This is a genomic window from Pseudomonas synxantha (assembly GCF_900105675.1).
Lineage (GTDB): Bacteria > Pseudomonadota > Gammaproteobacteria > Pseudomonadales > Pseudomonadaceae > Aquipseudomonas > Aquipseudomonas synxantha.
Genome location: NZ_LT629786.1, coordinates 3680205 through 3698819, shown reverse-complemented (window position 1 = coordinate 3698819; position 18615 = coordinate 3680205). Strand labels below are relative to the sequence as shown.

At 48.9% G+C, this 18615-nt stretch carries 18 protein-coding genes and 1 pseudogene; all 19 read left to right on the top strand.

Translation table 11 applies throughout. From position 1 onward, the window contains the following. Positions 1-71 precede the first annotated feature (71 nt). The 19 genes and pseudogenes from rpsA (at position 72) to BLU48_RS17060 (ending at position 18556) form a co-directional block, all read left to right on the top strand. The gene (gene rpsA / locus BLU48_RS17145) at positions 72-1757 is read left to right on the top strand and encodes a 30S ribosomal protein S1 (protein ID WP_043047443.1); all 1686 of its coding nucleotides are present in this window, start codon (positions 72-74) and stop codon (positions 1755-1757) included. Between the two features lie 159 nt (positions 1758-1916). Continuing rightward, on the top strand, positions 1917-2201 hold the full coding sequence (locus BLU48_RS17140) for a hypothetical protein (protein WP_057022135.1): 285 nt from the start codon (positions 1917-1919) through the stop codon (positions 2199-2201). A 131-nt stretch (positions 2202-2332) separates the two neighbouring features. Continuing rightward, the gene (ihfB, locus tag BLU48_RS17135; protein WP_003189779.1) at positions 2333-2629 is read left to right on the top strand and encodes an integration host factor subunit beta; all 297 of its coding nucleotides are present in this window, start codon (positions 2333-2335) and stop codon (positions 2627-2629) included. 24 nt (positions 2630-2653) lie between these two features. Then, a complete protein-coding gene (locus BLU48_RS17130; protein WP_057022136.1) occupies positions 2654-2884 on the top strand; it encodes a lipopolysaccharide assembly protein LapA domain-containing protein in 231 nt (76 codons plus the stop codon). 348 nt (positions 2885-3232) lie between these two features. Beyond that, positions 3233-4576 (top strand): Wzz/FepE/Etk N-terminal domain-containing protein, encoded by a 1344-nt coding sequence (locus tag BLU48_RS17125; RefSeq protein ID WP_057022137.1) that lies wholly within the window; start codon positions 3233-3235, stop codon positions 4574-4576. 442 nt (positions 4577-5018) lie between these two features. Further along, the gene (rfbA, locus tag BLU48_RS17120; protein WP_057022138.1) at positions 5019-5909 is read left to right on the top strand and encodes a glucose-1-phosphate thymidylyltransferase RfbA; all 891 of its coding nucleotides are present in this window, start codon (positions 5019-5021) and stop codon (positions 5907-5909) included. Further along, a pseudogene (rfbC, locus tag BLU48_RS32340) lies at positions 5909-6454 on the top strand (dTDP-4-dehydrorhamnose 3,5-epimerase); the annotation flags it as partial. The gene rfbA and the pseudogene rfbC, both read left to right, overlap by 1 nt. Positions 6455-6487: 33 nt before the next feature. Beyond that, positions 6488-6886, top strand: coding sequence for a sugar 3,4-ketoisomerase (locus BLU48_RS32335; RefSeq protein ID WP_169718276.1), 399 nt, complete (start codon positions 6488-6490; stop codon positions 6884-6886). A 143-nt stretch (positions 6887-7029) separates the two neighbouring features. After that, positions 7030-8160: a DegT/DnrJ/EryC1/StrS family aminotransferase gene (locus tag BLU48_RS17110; RefSeq protein WP_057022140.1), complete on the top strand. Its 1131-nt coding sequence runs from the start codon at positions 7030-7032 to the stop codon at positions 8158-8160. Position 8161: 1 nt separating this feature from the next. Then, positions 8162-9421: an O-antigen translocase gene (locus BLU48_RS17105; protein WP_057022141.1), complete on the top strand. Its 1260-nt coding sequence runs from the start codon at positions 8162-8164 to the stop codon at positions 9419-9421. A gap of 13 nt (positions 9422-9434) precedes the next feature. Beyond that, positions 9435-10883 carry a hypothetical protein gene (locus BLU48_RS17100; protein WP_138233643.1) on the top strand — a complete coding sequence of 483 codons (1449 nt, stop codon included), beginning with the start codon at positions 9435-9437 and terminating at the stop codon, positions 10881-10883. Beyond that, a complete protein-coding gene (locus tag BLU48_RS17095) occupies positions 10880-12115 on the top strand; it encodes a hypothetical protein (RefSeq protein ID WP_057022143.1) in 1236 nt (411 codons plus the stop codon). Before BLU48_RS17100 ends, BLU48_RS17095 begins: the two co-directional genes overlap by 4 nt. Then, a complete protein-coding gene (locus tag BLU48_RS17090) occupies positions 12090-12965 on the top strand; it encodes a hypothetical protein (RefSeq protein WP_124356089.1) in 876 nt (291 codons plus the stop codon). Before BLU48_RS17095 ends, BLU48_RS17090 begins: the two co-directional genes overlap by 26 nt. Then, a complete protein-coding gene (locus tag BLU48_RS17085; RefSeq protein WP_057022145.1) occupies positions 12965-13666 on the top strand; it encodes an acyltransferase in 702 nt (233 codons plus the stop codon). The genes BLU48_RS17090 and BLU48_RS17085 overlap by 1 nt, the downstream gene beginning before the upstream one ends. After that, positions 13666-14760 carry a glycosyltransferase family 4 protein gene (locus tag BLU48_RS17080; protein ID WP_057022146.1) on the top strand — a complete coding sequence of 365 codons (1095 nt, stop codon included), beginning with the start codon at positions 13666-13668 and terminating at the stop codon, positions 14758-14760. The genes BLU48_RS17085 and BLU48_RS17080 overlap by 1 nt, the downstream gene beginning before the upstream one ends. Further along, positions 14750-15856, top strand: a complete 1107-nt coding sequence (locus tag BLU48_RS17075; protein WP_057022147.1) for a DUF1972 domain-containing protein — start codon at positions 14750-14752, stop codon at positions 15854-15856. Before BLU48_RS17080 ends, BLU48_RS17075 begins: the two co-directional genes overlap by 11 nt. A gap of 2 nt (positions 15857-15858) precedes the next feature. Beyond that, a complete protein-coding gene (locus tag BLU48_RS17070) occupies positions 15859-16869 on the top strand; it encodes a UDP-glucose 4-epimerase family protein (protein ID WP_231988976.1) in 1011 nt (336 codons plus the stop codon). Next, the gene (locus BLU48_RS17065; protein ID WP_057022148.1) at positions 16862-17968 is read left to right on the top strand and encodes an acyltransferase family protein; all 1107 of its coding nucleotides are present in this window, start codon (positions 16862-16864) and stop codon (positions 17966-17968) included. Before BLU48_RS17070 ends, BLU48_RS17065 begins: the two co-directional genes overlap by 8 nt. Before the next feature lie 27 nt (positions 17969-17995). Continuing rightward, the gene (locus tag BLU48_RS17060) at positions 17996-18556 is read left to right on the top strand and encodes a sugar transferase (protein WP_057022149.1); all 561 of its coding nucleotides are present in this window, start codon (positions 17996-17998) and stop codon (positions 18554-18556) included. The last annotated feature ends 59 nt before the right edge of the window (positions 18557-18615 follow it).

The following is an 18615-nucleotide window of genomic DNA, read 5'->3' as shown; positions in this document are numbered from 1 at the left end:
ATTGAAACTGACCCATACCGTCTGGGGTGTGGAGATGGGCGTATTCTTCGCCCTTATCAACAGGAATTAAAATGAGCGAAAGCTTTGCGGAACTCTTTGAAGAAAGCCTAAAAACCCTGAACCTTCAGGCAGGCTCCATCATCACCGGTGTTATCGTTGATATCGATTACCAAGCTCGCTGGGTAACCGTTCACGCTGGTCTGAAGTCTGAAGCTCTGATCCCGCTGGAACAGTTCTACAACGATGCTGGTGATCTGACAATCAATGTCGGTGACGAAGTTCACGTTGCTCTGGACTCGGTTGAAGACGGTTTCGGTGAAACCAAGCTGTCCCGTGAAAAAGCCAAGCGCGCTGAATGCTGGATTGTTCTCGAAGCAGCCTTCGCAGCTGAAGAAGTGGTCAAGGGCGTTATCAACGGTAAGGTTAAGGGCGGCTTCACTGTCGACGTTAACGGCATCCGTGCGTTCCTGCCAGGTTCTTTGGTCGACGTTCGTCCAGTGCGCGACACCACGCACCTGGAAGGCAAGGAACTTGAATTCAAGGTCATCAAGCTCGATCAGAAGCGCAACAACGTTGTCGTTTCCCGTCGCAGCGTCCTGGAAGCAGAGAACTCCGCCGAGCGTGAAGCTCTGCTGGAATCCCTGCAGGAAGGCCAACAAGTCAAAGGTATCGTCAAGAACCTCACCGATTACGGCGCATTCGTCGATCTGGGTGGCGTCGATGGCCTGCTGCACATTACCGACATGGCTTGGAAGCGTATCAAGCATCCTTCCGAAATCGTCAATGTTGGCGACGAGATCGATGTCAAGGTTCTGAAGTACGATCGTGAGCGTAACCGCGTTTCCCTGGGCTTGAAGCAGCTGGGCGAAGATCCATGGGTTGCTATCAAGGCTCGTTACCCAGAAAGCACTCGCGTAACCGCGCGTGTTACCAACCTGACCGACTACGGCTGCTTCGCAGAGCTGGAAGAAGGCGTGGAAGGCCTGGTACACGTTTCCGAAATGGACTGGACCAACAAGAACATCCACCCTTCGAAAGTCGTACAAGTCGGCGACGAAGTGGAAGTTATGGTTCTGGACATCGACGAAGAGCGTCGTCGTATCTCCCTGGGCATCAAGCAGTGCAAATCTAACCCATGGGAAGATTTCTCTGGCCAGTTCAACAAGGGCGATAAAATCTCCGGCACCATCAAGTCGATCACCGATTTCGGTATCTTCATTGGTCTGGACGGCGGCATCGACGGCCTGGTTCACCTGTCCGACATCTCCTGGAACGAAGTTGGCGAAGAAGCTGTTCGTCGTTTCAAGAAGGGCGACGAGCTGGACACCGTTATCCTGTCGGTTGACCCAGAGCGTGAGCGTATCTCCCTGGGTATCAAGCAACTGGAAAGCGATCCGTTCTCCGAGTACGTTCAAGAGAACGACAAAGGCGCAATCGTTAAGGGCACTGTGAAAGAAGTTGACGCTAAAGGCGCCATCATCACTCTGGCCGACGATATCGAAGCGACTCTGAAAGCCTCCGAAATCAGCCGTGACCGCGTTGAAGACGCGCGCAACGTTCTGAAAGAAGGCCAGGAAGTAGAAGCCAAGATCATCAGCGTTGACCGCAAGAGCCGCGTAATCCAACTCTCCATCAAGTCGAAAGACGAAGTTGAAGAGAAAGAAGCCATCCAGAGCCTGAAAGCCGCTCCGGAAGCTGAAAAAGGCGAGACCACCATGGCCTCCCTGCTGCGCGAAGCAATGGCTAAGCAGAACTAAGTTCTGTAAAGCTGTAGAAAAAGGGCGACTTCGGTCGCCCTTTTTTTGTGCCTGAAATTTGATGAATCAACAACATAGAACCAAGGCGTTCAGCTCAATGTCAGAACTGACTATAGTCTTCACGAAGGCTATTCGTATTGCTGACCTATAAGGGCTTGAATGAACAGGATTATTGTAATACTTGCGTTGATGGTGCTTGCAGGGTGTTCCTCCACCAGTGCCAAGACCTACGCCAAGCGCGGCGCCAGCGGTATCGAGATTGACTGCTCTGGCCTGGGTAATAAGTGGGAGAAGTGCGAGAAGCGTGCTGCGCGTGAGTGCAAGATGCAGGGTTACAAGGTTGTCACACGCTCCAGTGATGCCAAGGACGAAGAGGGTGACTACTTGTTCGGTTGGAACCCCGCAGGCGCCGTGACTCGGAAGATGTTGGTGATCTGCAAATGAGGGTGCCCGCGCTCGTAGCAGGTGTTTATTTTGCCCGCAGATTAGTTGACGCATGGGCTGTTCAAATTCATCAAGTCATGCTAAAACCTTCGAAGCGCTTTTCCTAGCTGCTTGAAAAAGAAGGGAAAAATATGACGAAGTCGGAGTTGATCGAACGAATTGTCACCCATCAAGGGCTGCTCTCATCCAAGGATGTGGAGCTGGCTATCAAGACCATGCTTGAGCAAATGTCCCAGTGCCTGGCCACCGGAGATCGTATCGAGATCCGCGGCTTCGGCAGCTTCTCCCTGCACTACCGTGCACCGCGCGTAGGCCGCAACCCAAAAACCGGCCAATCCGTCAGCCTCGACGGCAAATTCGTACCCCACTTCAAACCGGGCAAGGAATTGCGCGATCGGGTGAACGAAGAAGAGGAAGAAGGCGTCTGAGTGTTTTTGGGGTAGGAGAAGGTTATGCGTGGGGTTAAGCGCGTTGTTGCGGTATTGATTGCAGTGCTGGCGGCTTTGGTGGTTTTGGCGTTTGTGCTGGAGAACCAACAGGGTGTTGCGTTGACGTTCCTGGGGTGGAGTACTGCGCAGATGCCGGTGGCGGTGTTTGTGGTGGTGGCTTTGATTGTGGGGATGTTGATTGGGCCGGTGTTGGGGGTGGTTATTCGGAGGCGTCGGGGTAAAGCGGTTGCTTAAGGTTGCCCCCTAGTGATTTTGGTGGGTTGGTTAGCCGGGGCGGATGACCGTTTGTCAGAAAAAATATCGCGCCGGGAGCCAGTAATTTTTGGTGGTGGCCTATCAAGTTAGCCCCCCATTGGTCGCGACGGTTCCCTTGGAAAACTCAGAATCATCTGACATACATGTCAAGACTTGTAATATGCCAAAGAGATGGCAGAATGGAATCTGTTCTCGATAACAGGCGTTTTGTGCGCTCAAAATTTGGCAGAGACGCTGGGTTTTGGCGGTCAACCAATTAGAATAAAAAATACGCAATTTTGCCTGCATAACGAGCCCGCAGTTTCTCTTTGAAGGCAGGTTTTTGTTGTGAGTAGTAGCTTCCGCATTCCTTCTGTACCACCCTCCGGCGAAGTTGATATTGCCGCAGTTTTTCATGCTGTTTGGCAGCAGAAAGTCCTTGTTTTATTTGTGACCGTCGGGATAACACTGGCTGCGGTAGCCTATGCTTTCACTGCGACACCTGAGTACCAAGTAAGTAGTGTTTTGCGTCCTGCGGCCATTAATGAACTGGATGCCTTGAATCGGTCGGAAGTCTACCAATTGCCGCCAGGTGATGCGCTCATCAAAGTAGGTGCATCGTTAGAGTCGTATGAGACCCGACTCAATTTCTTCAGAGCTAACCAGGCATTGTTCAAGCCTTTCGAGCGACCAGGGCGCACGCTTGAGCAGAGCTTTGATGCCTTTAATCGCGATTCCCTCAAGTTGGTTCTGCCTGACCCGAAAAAATCTGATTCATTAAGTGCGTACATTGGGCTTGGACTCAACTACCCGAAAGGTATCGATGGCGTAAGCGTGCTTAACAAATTCGTTGATTATGCTATCGATGCCGAGCGCGAACAGATCGCCGCTGATTTGAGGGTGATTGTAAAAAATCGCCTGACCGAGCTGGAAGGAAAGATCGAAGCTGCCCGGTCCAGCTACAAGACAGGCAAGGATGCGCGAATTGCGACCCTCCAGGAGGCTGATAATCTTAAGCGAGCACAGTTGCAGGACGAGTTGAAAGCCCTGCGCCAGCAGATCAAGACTGCGCGGCAAGACCGCGTTGCGCAATTGGGTGAGGCAATCGCGATCGCCAAATCTCTTGGCATCGAGAAACCGACGACACCGTCCGCGCTGGGTGAAAAAACGACTGGTTCCCGCGAGAGCAGCAGTGTGATGCGAACAGAGATTAATAACCAGCAGATACCGCTGTACTTCATGGGTGTCGAAGCGCTGTCGGCTGAGCGCACGGCGTTGTTGCAACGCAAGTCTGATGATTTTACTGAGGGCCGAATCGCCCAAATTGCTCGTGAATTGCAATTGCTGCAGAGCAATCGGGAAGTTGAGGTGTTGAAGCAGCGTCAAAACGAAGACCTGTTTCTTTCGGGGGTTGAGCCCCTGAGGGCCGAAGTCGTACGCCTGAAAAATTTGGGCAATCTCGATATCAGCAATATGAAGTTGGTCACAATAGATCGCAAAGCGCTTGAGCCACTCAGGCCTGTGAGGCCCAATAAAATATTGATACTGGCCATTGGGGTATTGGTGGGGGGAATCTTGGGTGTTCTAGCCGCCCTGATCAGGCATTTTATCATCAGTGGTCGTCGCGCCAAACAGCAAGAGGTCACGCCTGTGCTTGCCGGCGCTGCGGGTAAGCCATTGCAAGGAGGGTGATATCTTAATTGTTTCCCTCGTACACCTTGCAAGCCATGATCGTTTAGAGGTCATGGCTCACTATTGACCTCGGTTTAGCTTTTACTGGGTACCTTCATTTACGAGTCAATAACAGCTTATCTCCCTGTATTTAGCCCTTGGTGTCCTCCAAAGCGTTTTTGGTCTGGCATAGACGGGCTGTATCCCGTCTGGAGGTGGCGTATTGATATTAAGCCGATCGGTCTCTGCACCATAGAAGACTTTCACTGTTCGTTTTGTCGATGGAATGGAGCGCTGTATCATCGCGTTCCTGTAGCGCGCGTGAATGCTGTGTCGGCACAGGAAGGACTGGCTCTGACACGGTGTCAGCTGGGTCATGGGATGAGCCGTATTTTGTCGGTAATAATCGAGTAAACCTCTGCCCGAATGGAGGGGATCTGAACGTTAAGGATGTGTTTTAGATATGACAATGTTGAAGCGTAAGGGGATCATTCTTGCCGGAGGCGCGGGTACCCGTCTCTACCCATTGACGCTGGGAGTGTCTAAGCAAATGCTCCCCATTTATGACAAGCCGATGATATTTTACCCACTGTCGGTGCTGATGCTGGCAGGCATCCGTGAAATTTTGATTATCTCGACGCCCGATGATCTGCCAGGATTCAGGAAATTGTTGGGTGATGGCAGTCAGTACGGTGTGCAACTGAGTTATGCAGAGCAACCTAATCCCGATGGCTTGGCACAGGCATTCATCATCGGCGAGGAGTTTATCGGCACAGATCCCGTATGCCTGATCCTTGGCGACAATATTTTCTACGGCCAGCATTTTTCCGAAAATTTACGATCTGCCATGTCGCAGGCATACGGCGCCACGGTGTTTGGTTATCACGTATCAGATCCAGAGCGCTTTGGCGTGGTTGAGTTTGACCACACCGGGCGTGTACTCAGTATCGAAGAGAAGCCCGCAAAACCCAAGTCGAACTATGCGGTCACGGGCCTGTATTTTTACGATAACCAAGTGGTCGAGATCGCTAAAAGCATTCGCCCCTCTTCACGTGGTGAGCTTGAAATCACCGATGTGAACCGTGTTTATCTTGAACAACAAAGTTTGACTGTCGAAATGTTGGGCCGAGGCTTTGCCTGGCTGGACACAGGGACACATGAGTCACTGCTGGAGGCGAGTCAGTTTGTGCACACCATTGAGCACCGGCAGGGCTTGAAGGTGGCTTGCCTTGAAGAAATCGCTTTCCATGCCGGCTGGATCTCGCCAGAACAATTGGCGACCCAAGTGCAGCACTTGAGTAAGACGGGATACGGCCAATATCTGCGGAACCTTCTGACTGAGCATAAGAGCTGATGAAGTTTATAGAAACCAAGCTGGCCGGTGTTGTCATCATTGAGCCTAAAGTATTCGCGGATGAACGTGGATGGTTTATGGAAAGCTTCAATGAGCCTTTGTTTCATGAACATCTCGCCGAGTTTGGTCACCCTATTCCGCGCCCATTTGTGCAAGACAATCACTCCTGCTCAAAAAAGCACGTCTTGAGAGGGCTTCACTTTCAGCGTGATCCTCATGCCCAGGGGAAACTGGTACGAGTTACCGCAGGCAGAGCCTATGATGTGGCGGTGGATATCAGAAAGGGCTCGGAAACATTCGGTCAGTGGTTGGGGGTGGAGCTTTCTGCAAGCAACGGCCGGATGCTTTGGATTCCAGAGGGGTTTGCACACGGCTTTTTGGCGCTGGAGGACGATACTGAGTTTCTCTACAAGACCACAGATACTTATTCCAAGGCTTGCGAGCAATCGATCAACTGGAGTGATCCTGCCATTGGTATCCAATGGCCAGTGACTGAAGGTTTGATCATCAGTCAGAAGGATGAAGAGGCACCCTTGCTGTCGGAGGTAGCGTCCTCTGTTTCGGCACTGACAGGAAATGTGACGTCGAGTGAGCTGCAAGTAATTGGAGATGATCGTGGCAGCCTGATTGCCCTGGAGCAAGGACGTGATATCCCGTTCGACGTCAGGCGAGCCTATTATATTTTCAATACCAAGGCGGGTATCAGCAGAGGCTCGCATGCGCATTTCAGGTTGGAGCAGTACATTATCTGCTTGTCGGGCAAATGCAGAATCCTGATCGATGACGGCGTGACGCAGGAGTCGATATGGCTGGATGCCCCGAATAAGGCCATTCACATCAAGAAACTGATTTGGCGCGAGATGCACGATTTCAGTGAAGATTGCGTTTTGCTGGTATTCGCAAGCAATCATTACGATGAAGGCGACTATTTGCGAAATTACGATGATTTCATGCGTGCGGTGAAACGATACGCTTGATTGAGCAAGACGCTTGATGCGATCCGGGGTTGGAAAGCCAGTCTTAAAAAGGCGGGCCCATCAAGCGGCTACAGATTGCGGGGCGCAGCTACGGCTGCGCCTTCATGCACCTAATAACGAAGCACCGACGTCAGGTATTTTTGATGATTCCATTTCTCGATTTAAAATCATTGAACGCAGCTCATCGTGAAGAGCTCATTGAAGCTGCGACACGTGTCATTGATTCGGGTTGGTATATTCAAGGCGAATGCCTCAAGCGCTTCGAGGAAGAGTTCTCGGCGTACACAGGTGCACATCACACGGTGGGTGTGGCGAACGGTCTGGATGCATTGATCTTGACCATCCGTGCGTGGAAAGAGCTGGGGAAGCTCAAAGATCACGACGAAGTGATAGTGCCAGCCAATACTTACATTGCCACATTGCTGGCCATCACCGAGAACAAGCTGACGCCTGTTTTGGTTGAGCCTGACGCAGACACCTATAACTTGTGCCCCAAGAATATAGAACGAGCATTAACTGACAAAACTCGATTGATCATGCCTGTGCACCTCTATGGGCAGTTGGCTGACATGCCCGCGATAGATGCAATTGCCAAGCGGGAGAACCTTCTGGTACTGGAAGACTCTGCTCAAGCTCACGGGGCGCAAGTGGCAGGCAAGAGTGCGGGCAACTGGGGTGATGCGTCCGGATTCAGTTTTTACCCGGGCAAGAACCTCGGGGCATTGGGAGATGCAGGGGCCATTACCTCCAGTGATGCCGAACTGGTCAATATGATTCAGGCACTTCGAAACTATGGTTCTCATGAGAAATACAAGAATCTGGTGCAGGGGGTAAACAGCCGGCTGGACGAGATTCAGGCTGCGATGTTGAGCGTGAAGCTCAAATATTTGCAGGGTCAGATCGAGGCGCGTCGGCGCGTGGCCGCTATCTACATGGCGGGAATAAAGAATCCTTTGATCAAACTGCCATTGGATTCAAGTGTTGACGTGATGAATCATATTTCCCACGTGTGGCATCTTTTTGTAGTGCGATCCGCGGTGCGAGAGGCGCTGCAGCGTCACTTGGCGGAGTCGGGTGTTCAAACGTTAATTCATTACCCTATACCACCTCATCAGCAACAGGCTTATGCGAAGTCGGATTTTTTCAATAAATCGTTTCCTATCACAGAACGCATTCACCGGGAAGTATTAAGCTTGCCGATCAGTCCGGTGATGACCGACGCTGAGGCTCAGCGTGTCGTTGAGGCCTGCAATAGCTTTTCTGTAGACGCCTGATATGACGCTGCTTCGAACTAGCTTCCTCAATGGTATCGCTGTCATTATCAAAATGCTCACGTTGCTGGGCATTAACAAAATGCTCGCCATTTATGTGGGGCCTTCCGGGTATGCTGCGTTAGGCCAGTTTCAAAATGCTGTGCAAATGGTGACGACGTTTTCTACGGGCGCTATCAGTAATGGGGTGACCAAATACACTGCTGAATATAAAGACGACGAGGACGCACAGCGTCGGGTGTGGCGCACTGCAGGAACGATTGCATTAATCGGCTCGGTTGTAACATCCATACTGATTGTCTGTTTCAGCAAGCCGCTGGCGGTGTGGTGTTTTAATGATGAGTCTTTGTACAGCGTCTTTATCTGGTGCGCTGCTACAGTCGTATTTTTCTCCTTCAATACTTTGCTGCTCGCCATTCTCAATGGCAAGAAGGAAATCAGCCGATATATCTTGGCCAATATCGGGGGGAGTCTTCTTTCCTTACTGGTCACTATCATCATGGTCGTGCAATACGGGCTCTATGGTGCATTGATTTCTCTAGTGCTCTATCAATCCATTGCCTTTTTTGTGACGTGTTTACTGTGCTATAGAACACCGTGGTTTCGGTTTTCGAATCTGCTCGGCCGGTTGGACAAGCAAATTGCCATAAACTTGACAAAGTTTACCGCCATGGCGCTCACCACGGCGGCATGTGTGCCTGTTAGTCATATTTTGGTACGGAACTATCTGGGATCGGAATTTGGGTGGGAGACCGCTGGATATTGGGAGGCCATGTGGCGTCTCAGTACCGCCTATTTGCTGTTGGTGACGACAACGTTGGGCTTGTATTTTCTGCCTAAGTTGTCAGAACTGGTCAATCCAGAGGATATCAGGAAAGAGATCGTGCAAGGCTATAAGCTGATTTTGCCAGTTGCGATGATCTGTGGTTTGGTGATTTACCTCATGAGAGACTTCATTATCGGGCTACTGTTTACCGATGCGTTCAGCCCGATGAGAGATTTCTTCGCCTGGCAGATGCTGGGCGACACGCTGAAAATCGCTAGTTGGATACTTGCCTACCTGATGCTGGGTAAAGCGATGGTTAAGATGTACATCGTTACAGAGGTGGTTTTTGCGTTCGGGTTTTATTTGCTGACGGTCGTGTTGACAAAGGTGGGTGGGCCGATCGGTGTAACGTGGGCTCACGCAGTTAACTACGGTGTTTACTTGGTAGTCATGTACTTTCTTATTTATAGAAAGCTAAATCAAAATAATGCTGTATGAGGTCTTTTTGCCCATGAGTCGCTTGCTATCCTCACTTCGCGATTTAACTTTAACGCAAAAAGATATTAATAAGAGTATTGAGTTGGCCGAGGCCTATGGGGCAATACTTTGGGCGGTTGATAAAGGGGTTTACGATGATCCAGAACTGGAGATCTTGTTAACCAACCGGTGCATGGCCTTGGTTCATGAAAATGACGTTGTCGCACCTTCGAAAGATTGTATTCATCTGATATCCGAGCCTTATTTGATCGGAGGGCATACCCGGCTGATGGAGCAGCTTGCTACGATGCACTCGGAAAAGCCTGACCTGTTGATAACCCGCCAAAGTGATGACGCTGCGATTGAGCGTACTCGTGTCTTTTTTAATGAGTGCACTGTCTTACAGTTCCGTACGCCGTTGCAGAAAGTCACTGAAATTATAGAGTGTCTGAAGGCCTATGAGAGGGTGGTTTTGCATATCCATCCGGACGACATGACTACGGTGATTGCCTGCAATATTCTAAAAGGCATGACGAATGCAAAAATCTTTTTTGTGAACCATGCCGATCATGTCTTCACTTACGGCAGTTCTGTTGCGGACGTCTATTTCGAAATCAGCACGTTTGGTCAGCAGCGGGATAAAAAGAAAAATATTTCAGGGGTAAAGTCCTTTTTGGGCATCCCGTTGAGCACTCGCTTAGTCAAGAAAGCACATCGCCTGCCTGCGAAAGGTGATGCATTGTACTTTTTTAGCGCGGCGTCACCCTTCAAATTCAAACCGGTCAAAAACTATGATTCAAGGCCTACGATTCACCGGGTTTTGTCAGAGTTTAAAAACGCCACTTTCTGGATAGTTGGAGCCAATCCCTACACCAATATCTGGTGGTGGCCGTTAAAGCTTAGATATCGGCGGCGCTTTCAAATTTTATCGTCGGTGCCGTATGAGAGCTACCTGAAACTCTTGGATGGCGCTGATTTTTACGTTGATAGTTATCCAACGCCCGGTGGTACCGCATTTGCAGAGCAGCTCGTGAGCGGTCGTCGTTGTGTGGGGCTTCGCGCGCCGATACAAGGTTATTCACCTGCGGACAATCTTAAAAGTAAAAACATAGATGATTTAATGATGAGCATTCTCCAGTGTGACAATGACCCAGCAGTAATTGAGTCAGTTTACGCCGTGAATGGCTATGAGGCGGTTAAGTCTCGCTATTTAGCATGTCTCTATGACGACGTGTTATGCCCTAACGAGATGGAGCGTTATGTGGCATGGACGGGGGATGTTGCTGCATATGAGCAGACAGGGAAAATTACCTCGGCTATTCCCCCAGAGGTAATTGCGAAGTTGATAAGTTTTGATAAGGGTTTTTTGTTGTCTGTATTGCATGAGTTGAGTACAGTGCAGCAAGTTAAGATGGTGTTTAAGTTAGCGCTTTTGAGGATTAAAAGTTTAACCGGGAAGGACGTAGGATCGGACAAGGCATGAGGGCACTAGCGCTGCGTTTTTTTATAATATTGCTCTTGTTTTCGGATTACCTTATCTTGACCTTTCATGCGCCTGCTGTTTTTGCGGCTTGGCGCGAGGGTGCGGTACTGTTCTATATCTTGCTGACCGTGCTGATCGTGTTTTTTCAGGCTGGTACTCAGCATTCAATACCGCGCAAGTATAAAGAACAGTTGCTGATATTTGCTTTTTTCCTTATGTTTTATGTGCTGTGCGGTGAGCTTACCGATGGATCATTTCGCATGTTTCGCTCCTTTGCCATGCCTATTATTTTTGCGTTGATGGTGAATGCGATATGTCGGGATTTAGAGCTTGAAGTAAAGCTGAGATTGATATTTTCCACGCTGGTGGCCGTGACTCTTATTTGTGGTGGTTATGCCGTATATCAATATCTCACTATCACTGGTGCTGAGCAGTTCTGGTATTGGCCCCTGCTAACCGAAAAAGGCTTTGAGTTAGAAGCGTACAACTCTATGAGGGAGGGAAGTGCCAGGATGTCCGGGTTCTTTACCGGTACCCTTGAATTCAATGCCTTTGTTTTGAATACGGCGCTATTTGCCAGTTGTCTGCTCGTGCAGGCGATCAGGAAAGGAAAGTACACCTTAAGTTTTATCGGGTATGTGCTGGTCGTTATTTTTTCAACGCTGGTGATTTGTTATGGCTCAGTCAGAACTGCCGTTATCGGAATGGTGTCTGCGGTATTCTTCTTGATAGTACTGCAGATGTTCAAGCGGAAAATGCTTATTAATGCGTTGGGTTACAGCTATTTCGTAATGTTTACAAGTTCCATATTTCTCTACCTGGCCTTGGGGTACACCGACGATTTGTCCGCCTTGGACCGCGTAAGGCAGTGGTATGTGGTTCTCGAATCGTTGGGCTCCATGCCGTTGGGCCTGGGCTTCGGTGCCATAGGACCTGGTCAGGCACACTGGTACGATTCGTTGTGGTTGAATCTCCTGGCTTCCGCCGGTTATCTCGGGTTAGCCATTATGATCGGGCTGATCCTTTTTTACGCCAAGATCGTCGCGGTGACACAGCAGTTACGTGCAGGAGGAAGTGCGTTTATGGCTGGCGTCGCTGACTATTTAGTGATTAGCTACCCATTTTTCCTTAGCAGTTTCTTCTTCCAGTCCTACACCAATAGTGTCGTATTGTATCTATTTGTGCTGGTTATAGTGGTGGTAATGTATGACTCAAAATATCGTAAAATCTAAGCTTTCGATATTGATTGTTCTTTATAAACGGCATTATAAGGATTCGTCTGCTATAACAACATTGCTGGAGTGTGCTAGCTACTTTTGCGAAAAAGGCATTGAAGTCGATTTTTTTGTGTGGAATAACACGCCGCAGTGTTCGCCCCGTTTGGTCAGGGAAGGGCTGACTTGGCTGGAAGGTAATAATGAAGGGTTGTCTCATATCTATAATCGTGTCGCCGCTCAGGCGTTTGCGGCCGGTGCGACACATTTCATGATTTCAGATGATGATACTGATTATTCCTCGCAGAGTTATGTTGGCGAGATCGCCAGTGCAATTGAGTTTGAAGCGAAGTCGTCGCCTGGTGCATTTGGTGTAATTCTGCCAAAGATTTACTCAGGGGCAAACCTGGTGAGCCCAGGTGAGCGTTTCTGGTTTTTCGGTCGCTTGTCACCAAGCGTAGAGAGTGGCATAAACTCTTCTGCTAATAAGCTTGCGATCAACAGTGGAGTAATATTCACAAAAGCTTGTTATGTGCGAATGATGCCACTCTTTGATGAGCGCCTTAAGTTTTATGCTACGGATACCGAGTTCTTCGTGAGGTATGAGACGTATTACCCGCAATTTTACGTGTTGGGTACAGCGCTACAGCATGATCTTTCTGAGCATACGTCCGATAACGCCGAGCGTGCTGTTTTTCGATTCCAGGAAATGATTCGTGGTTTTCGGGTGATCTTTGAGCGTAAAAATTACTTTTTTCGTCTAATCATGGAGGCTTATTTGTTGATTTCTTCCTTGAGGAAAAGTGTCTCGTATAAAGAGGCTGAGTTTTTTCGTTCATATATTTCATCTTTTAAAGAGAGAAGATAATGTTGATAGAATTGGTTGAGTTTCTTTCTTTGAAAATCAGGAAGCGAGGCATCAAGCTCGATAGGCGAATTCCAGATAGTTATCTCTTTGACTTCGTTCTTTCTAAAGCGTTTATGGTCATAAATGGCTTCATGAAATTCAGGCGTCTTTCGGTCATCCTTGTAGGCAAGCGCGTTACCGTAAAGGCACGCTCACTGATCTTCGGAGGGGAAGGCCTCGTGATTGATGAGGGTTGCTTTATCGACGCGTTGGCAGTCAAGGGTATTACCTTCGGTCGCGGGGTTTCCTTGAAGAAAAATGTTATTATCGAATGCACGGGGAGTCTGACCAAATTAGGTGAGGGGCTTTCGATCGGTAACAATGTTGGCATCGGCAGCGGCAGCTTCTTGGGCTGCGCAGGTGGTATCACTATTGGCGATGACACGATCATTGGTAACTATGTGTCCTTCCATTCGGAAAATCATAATTTTGCTGAGCCTGCAACGCCTATCCGTCTTCAAGGGGTGAACAACACAGGCATCCATATTGGAAGTAACTGCTGGATTGGCGCCAAAGTGACCGTGCTGGATGGTGTCTTCCTCGAGGATGGTTGTGTGATCGCGGCTGGAGCCGTTTTAAAGGCTGGACGATACGCCTCAAATTCAATTTATGCGGGCGTCCCTGCGAAGCGAATAAAAGAACGTAGCGAAAAGGATGTGTAGTGAAAAAAATTATATTTTTTCATTTGCTCAATGACTATAGCGGGAGTCCAAAAGTTCTCTCGCAGGTGATTGAAGCTGTATCGAAGAAAGGTATCCAAGCCGAGTTGTTTTTGGGCGGGAAAGGGAGCGCGGGCTTTCTTTCTTCGGCACCTTGCGTCCAACGTCGCTACTTTTACAAGCGATTTGATAATAAGTTTTTAACACTGATTAGTTATAGCTTGTCGCAACTGGTGTTGTTTTTTAAATTGTTGAAGTACAGGCAGTCCGAGGTGGTTTTCTACGTTAATACATTACTGCCTTTTGGTGCGGCATTAGCAGGAAGGCTATTAGGAATCAAGGTTGTTTATCATATTCACGAAACATCGATACGGCCATTGCCTTTAAAAGTGTTTTTGCGTTTGATAGTTGAGAAGTGCTCAAGCGTTAATATATTTGTATCGCACTTTCTTGCGAGCACTGAAGGCTTTTCCAGGATTGCAAGCAGTGTTGTTTATAATGCGATCCCCTCGGAAATGAGCCGCATCGCCGAGCGTCATGTTTATCAATCCACGCCAGATGGAAGGTTTGGTGTGCTGATGATTTGCTCTTTGAAAGCTTACAAGGGTGTTAATGAATTTGTAAAGATTGCTCGTTTGTTAAGCGCCCATCCGGTCCTTAAATTTACTCTGATTCTCGGGGCCACTGAAAATGAGGTGTCCGAGTTTTTTTCGAGTACAGTCATTCCCGACAATCTAACTATTGTCCCCGGTTGCGCAGACGTCGTGCCTTATTACCAAAAGGCAAGTGTTTTACTCAGCCTTTCGAAGCCGACTGAATGGGTTGAAACCTTCGGCCTGACGATTCTTGAGGGGCTTTCATTTGGCATTCCATGCATCGTTCCCCCGGTTGGAGGGCCCGTTGAACTGGTGTCCGAAGACTCTGAGGGGTACTTGATGGCTTCTGATCGGATCGAAGATATTTCTGCCAAACTGGTATTTCTCCAAGAAAACCCGGATGTTTGTTACCGCCTATCTGAAGCGGCGAGGGTGAAGTCACTTAGTTTCTCAAGTGAACAATTTGAAAGTGGTGTGCTCGGGGTGTTTGATGGGATTTAAATTTGCAGTCATTGGCACGGTTGGCCTTCCCGCACAATACGGTGGGTGGGAAACGCTGTCAGAGCAACTGGTGACCTACCTGGATCGTGAGTACGAGATTTCGGTGTATTGCAGCTCGAAATCCTATGTGTCTCAACCTAAGAAGTACGGCAATGCTGATTTGATTTATGTACCGTTGAAGGCCAATGGTGTGCAAAGCATTCCCTATGACATTGTCAGCATGTTGCATGCCTATCGAAAAAATGATGTGCTGGTAATTCTGGGGGTTTCCGGTTGTATTGCACTTCCATTCATCAAAATGCTGACGAATAAAAAGATCGTCGTTAATATCGATGGCTATGAATGGAAGCGGGCAAAATGGTCACCCCTGGCCAAGAGGTTTTTGAAGTTTTCGGAGGCTGTGGCAGTCAAGTATTCTGACGCCGTGGTCACTGATAACCAGGTTCTTCAGGATTATGTGCGTAGCGAATACGGTCGAGAAAGTACTCTTATTGCCTATGGTGGTGATCAGGCCAAAACACGTGCATTGACCGATGAAGATCGGGCGCGCTATCCGTTTCTACACAATCCCTATGCGTTTTCTGTCTGCAGGATTGAACCTGAAAATAATATTCATATTGTTGTCGAAGCCTTTCACTCGAGCGGACTTCCATTGGTCATCGTCGGCAATTGGAAGCAGAGTGAATATGGCAAGGCGCTCCAGGATAAATACGCAGGCGCAGAGAACCTCCACCTACTGGACCCGATCTACAACGGTGATGAGTTGAGCCCGTTGCGCAGCAATGCCACTATTTATATTCACGGTCACAGCGCAGGTGGAACCAATCCGTCCCTGGTGGAGGCAATGTGGTTGAGCCTGCCGATCATCGCATTCGATGTGTCGTTCAATCGTGCATCTACCGAGGACGGTGCCAAGTTTTTCGCTTCCAGCGAGTCGCTTATAGATCACGCGTCCATGCTATTCGCTGACGAAGCGGCGCGGGCAGAGCTGAGTAAAAAAATGCATGAAATTGCAGTTCGTCGTTATCGTTGGGAAGGGGTATCTTCTCAATACGATAGATTATTCAAACAACTGCTGTCATCCGATAGGGCTTGATCATGTCAGATGGTTTGGGTGGTAGCCCCATTTCTCAAATGCCGAAGATTCTTCTAACCGGCGGTACAGGTTTTGTGGGGCGCCCCCTGCTTGACGCCTTGGCCAATGCCAACTACCCGGTTGTCAACGTGACGCGAAAACATGCGGCTACTGTGCTGCCCGGTGTTCAGCATTGCATTATCCCGTCGCTGTCAGAGGATAACGACTGGAGTGTCGCATTGCAGGGAGTTGAGGTTGTAATCCACTCCGCGGGGCGTGCCCACATCATGAACGAAACGCATAGCAACCCGTTGCAGGCCTTTCGACAGGTGAACGTTGATGCCACGCTCAATCTTGCCCGGCAGGCTGCGCAGGCTGGCGTTAAGCGGTTTATCTATATCAGCTCTGTCAAGGTCAACGGTGAGGAGACCGACGGCCGCCGTGCTTTCAAGCCATCGGATGCCCCCGCACCGCTTGACGACTATGGAGTGTCCAAGCTTGAGGCCGAGCAGGCATTGATGGGGCTGGCGAGGAAAACCTCAATGGACGTAGTAATCATCAGGCCTGTGTTGGTGTACGGCCCGGGTGTAAAAGCTAATTTCGAAAAGATGTTAGCTACCGTTAACAAAGGCCTTCCTTTGCCACTACGTACAATTAATAATCGTCGGAGTCTGGTGTTCATCGATAATCTGATCGATTTGATTTGCTTGTGCATTCATCACCCAAAGGCAGTTAATCGCGTATTTTTGGTCAGTGATGGCGAAGACTTATCCATAGGCCAGATTCTGGAAAAGCTTGCTGTGGCGATGAACAAAAAATCCCGTATATTTGCGTTCCCGCAGTCTCTCTTGGGGCTGGCCGCATCGGTGGTGGGTAAGAAAGAATTTTTTCAACGCCTGTGTGGGTCGCTTCAAGTAGATATTACGGATACGCAAGAACTTCTGGGCTGGTTGCCACCTGTCAGCGTTGATGACGCTTTTGCTATTACGGCTCGTTATTATCAAGATGAGCAAAATGGAATTTCCCATGGCTAATCTAGAAGAGAGTCTCAACGACCGGCAGAATAACTTCAATTTTATCCGCATGGTTGCGGCTTTTTTTGTTTTGGTTTCTCACGCCTATCCGCTTTCACGTGGGGCCGGCGAGGTCGAGCCGCTGGTAGCTCAACTTGGTATCTCGCTCGGAGGATTAGGCGTATTTACCTTTTTTTGCATTTCTGGATTTTTTATATCGCTGAGTTATCAGCGATCAAAGAACGCGCTTGATTTTGTCGTTGCTAGATTTTTACGGCTGTATCCAGCGCTTCTGGTGGTGCTGGTTTTAACTGCCTGTGTCATAGGTCCGTTTTTTTCAAATCTAAACGCGCATGATTATTTCTCCTCACCTGAGGTTTATAGCTATGTGACGACCAACTTGAAATTGAAGAGTATTCAGTTTCAGTTGCCAGGCTTGTTCCAGGACAATCCATACCCGGGGATAAATGGGTCGTTGTGGACGCTGTATTATGAAGTATTGCTGTACGCCTTGGTTTTGGTGCTGGGGATCTTGGGCGTTTTGAAAAGGCTACACCGAATTACAGTGTTTTTTGTGGTGTACTTTTCATTTTATTTTGCATTTAAATTCTTGCTGCAGGGGGAACTTATCAGTCCCGGTTTTCAGACCCGTACATGGGTGCAGTGGAGTTTCGCATTCGTAGTAGGTATGCTGCTTTATGCATACAGGTTCAATATTCGTCTAGATTATCGTATAGTCGGCACCTGTTGGTTAGTGACGCTTTTTTTATACCCATCGCCTGTTTTCGTTGAGGCTTTTGTGGCAGCCTGGAGTTACTCAGTATTCTGGTTCGCCTTCAATACGCAATGGTTTGCTCGTCAGTTTAATCGGTTGGGAGACTATTCTTATGGTCTGTATATCTACGCCTTTCCAACACAAGAGATTTTAGCGCACGTCTGGAAGGGTATATCGCCAGTGGCGATGATCCTGGTGGCTTTGCCACTAGCGCTTATTCCCGCAGTACTTTCCTGGCACTTTATTGAGCATCCTTGTATTTTGCGTAAAAAGGCAATCGCCGAGCGATTGTCTCAATCACTCGCCAAAGTGGCGAGAATGGTTACTCAATACTCAACTCGATAGCTCTGAATTTAAAGGTTGGTGTTCAACATGAAGCGTTTCTTTGATCTTTTGCTGAGCCTTTTTGCATTGCTCATACTCCTCATCCCGATTGTACTTGTTACCGTCGCGGTAAAATTGACGTCAAAAGGACCTGCTCTGTATTGGTCCGATCGGGTGGGGATGAATAATGCTGTCTTCAAGATGCCAAAGTTCCGCTCAATGCGCATGGGAACCCCAGCGGTCGCCACGCATTTGCTGCAGGACCCGGCCCAGTATCTTACACCGATTGGAAATTTCCTAAGAAAGTCCAGCCTGGATGAGTTGCCTCAGTTGTGGAGCATCATTGCGGGCGACATGAGTTTTGTGGGGCCAAGGCCGGCACTTTTTAACCAGGCAGATCTTATTGCCTTGCGCACCGAGCAAGGCGTACATCTCATTCGGCCGGGTCTCACAGGCTGGGCGCAGGTGAACGGACGGGACGAGTTGCCGATACCGGTTAAGGTTGGCTATGATGCCTATTACGCGAAAAATATGGGTTTGTTTTTCGATCTGAAAATCTTGTTTTTGACAGCTTTGAAGGTGCTCAAGCGCGATGGCGTTTCCCATTGAAGCTGTAGGACGTATATGACTGGCTTGTTCAGGCAGGCACCGTACAGTGTGTTTTTTGT

What these genes read in the sequence shown, in the direction of transcription:
- rpsA (WP_043047443.1), top strand. Translation starts at nt 72, where the DNA reads ATGAGCGAAAGCTTTGCGGAACTCTTTGAAGAAAGCCTAAAAACCCTG.
- BLU48_RS17140 (WP_057022135.1), top strand. Translation starts at nt 1,917, where the DNA reads ATGAACAGGATTATTGTAATACTTGCGTTGATGGTGCTTGCAGGGTGT.
- ihfB (WP_003189779.1), top strand. Translation starts at nt 2,333, where the DNA reads ATGACGAAGTCGGAGTTGATCGAACGAATTGTCACCCATCAAGGGCTG.
- BLU48_RS17130 (WP_057022136.1), top strand. Translation starts at nt 2,654, where the DNA reads ATGCGTGGGGTTAAGCGCGTTGTTGCGGTATTGATTGCAGTGCTGGCG.
- rfbA (WP_057022138.1), top strand. Translation starts at nt 5,019, where the DNA reads ATGACAATGTTGAAGCGTAAGGGGATCATTCTTGCCGGAGGCGCGGGT.
- BLU48_RS17110 (WP_057022140.1), top strand. Translation starts at nt 7,030, where the DNA reads ATGATTCCATTTCTCGATTTAAAATCATTGAACGCAGCTCATCGTGAA.
- BLU48_RS17105 (WP_057022141.1), top strand. Translation starts at nt 8,162, where the DNA reads ATGACGCTGCTTCGAACTAGCTTCCTCAATGGTATCGCTGTCATTATC.
- BLU48_RS17100 (WP_138233643.1), top strand. Translation starts at nt 9,435, where the DNA reads ATGAGTCGCTTGCTATCCTCACTTCGCGATTTAACTTTAACGCAAAAA.
- BLU48_RS17095 (WP_057022143.1), top strand. Translation starts at nt 10,880, where the DNA reads ATGAGGGCACTAGCGCTGCGTTTTTTTATAATATTGCTCTTGTTTTCG.
- BLU48_RS17090 (WP_124356089.1), top strand. Translation starts at nt 12,090, where the DNA reads ATGACTCAAAATATCGTAAAATCTAAGCTTTCGATATTGATTGTTCTT.
- BLU48_RS17085 (WP_057022145.1), top strand. Translation starts at nt 12,965, where the DNA reads ATGTTGATAGAATTGGTTGAGTTTCTTTCTTTGAAAATCAGGAAGCGA.
- BLU48_RS17075 (WP_057022147.1), top strand. Translation starts at nt 14,750, where the DNA reads ATGGGATTTAAATTTGCAGTCATTGGCACGGTTGGCCTTCCCGCACAA.
- BLU48_RS17070 (WP_231988976.1), top strand. Translation starts at nt 15,859, where the DNA reads ATGTCAGATGGTTTGGGTGGTAGCCCCATTTCTCAAATGCCGAAGATT.
- BLU48_RS17065 (WP_057022148.1), top strand. Translation starts at nt 16,862, where the DNA reads ATGGCTAATCTAGAAGAGAGTCTCAACGACCGGCAGAATAACTTCAAT.
- BLU48_RS17060 (WP_057022149.1), top strand. Translation starts at nt 17,996, where the DNA reads ATGAAGCGTTTCTTTGATCTTTTGCTGAGCCTTTTTGCATTGCTCATA.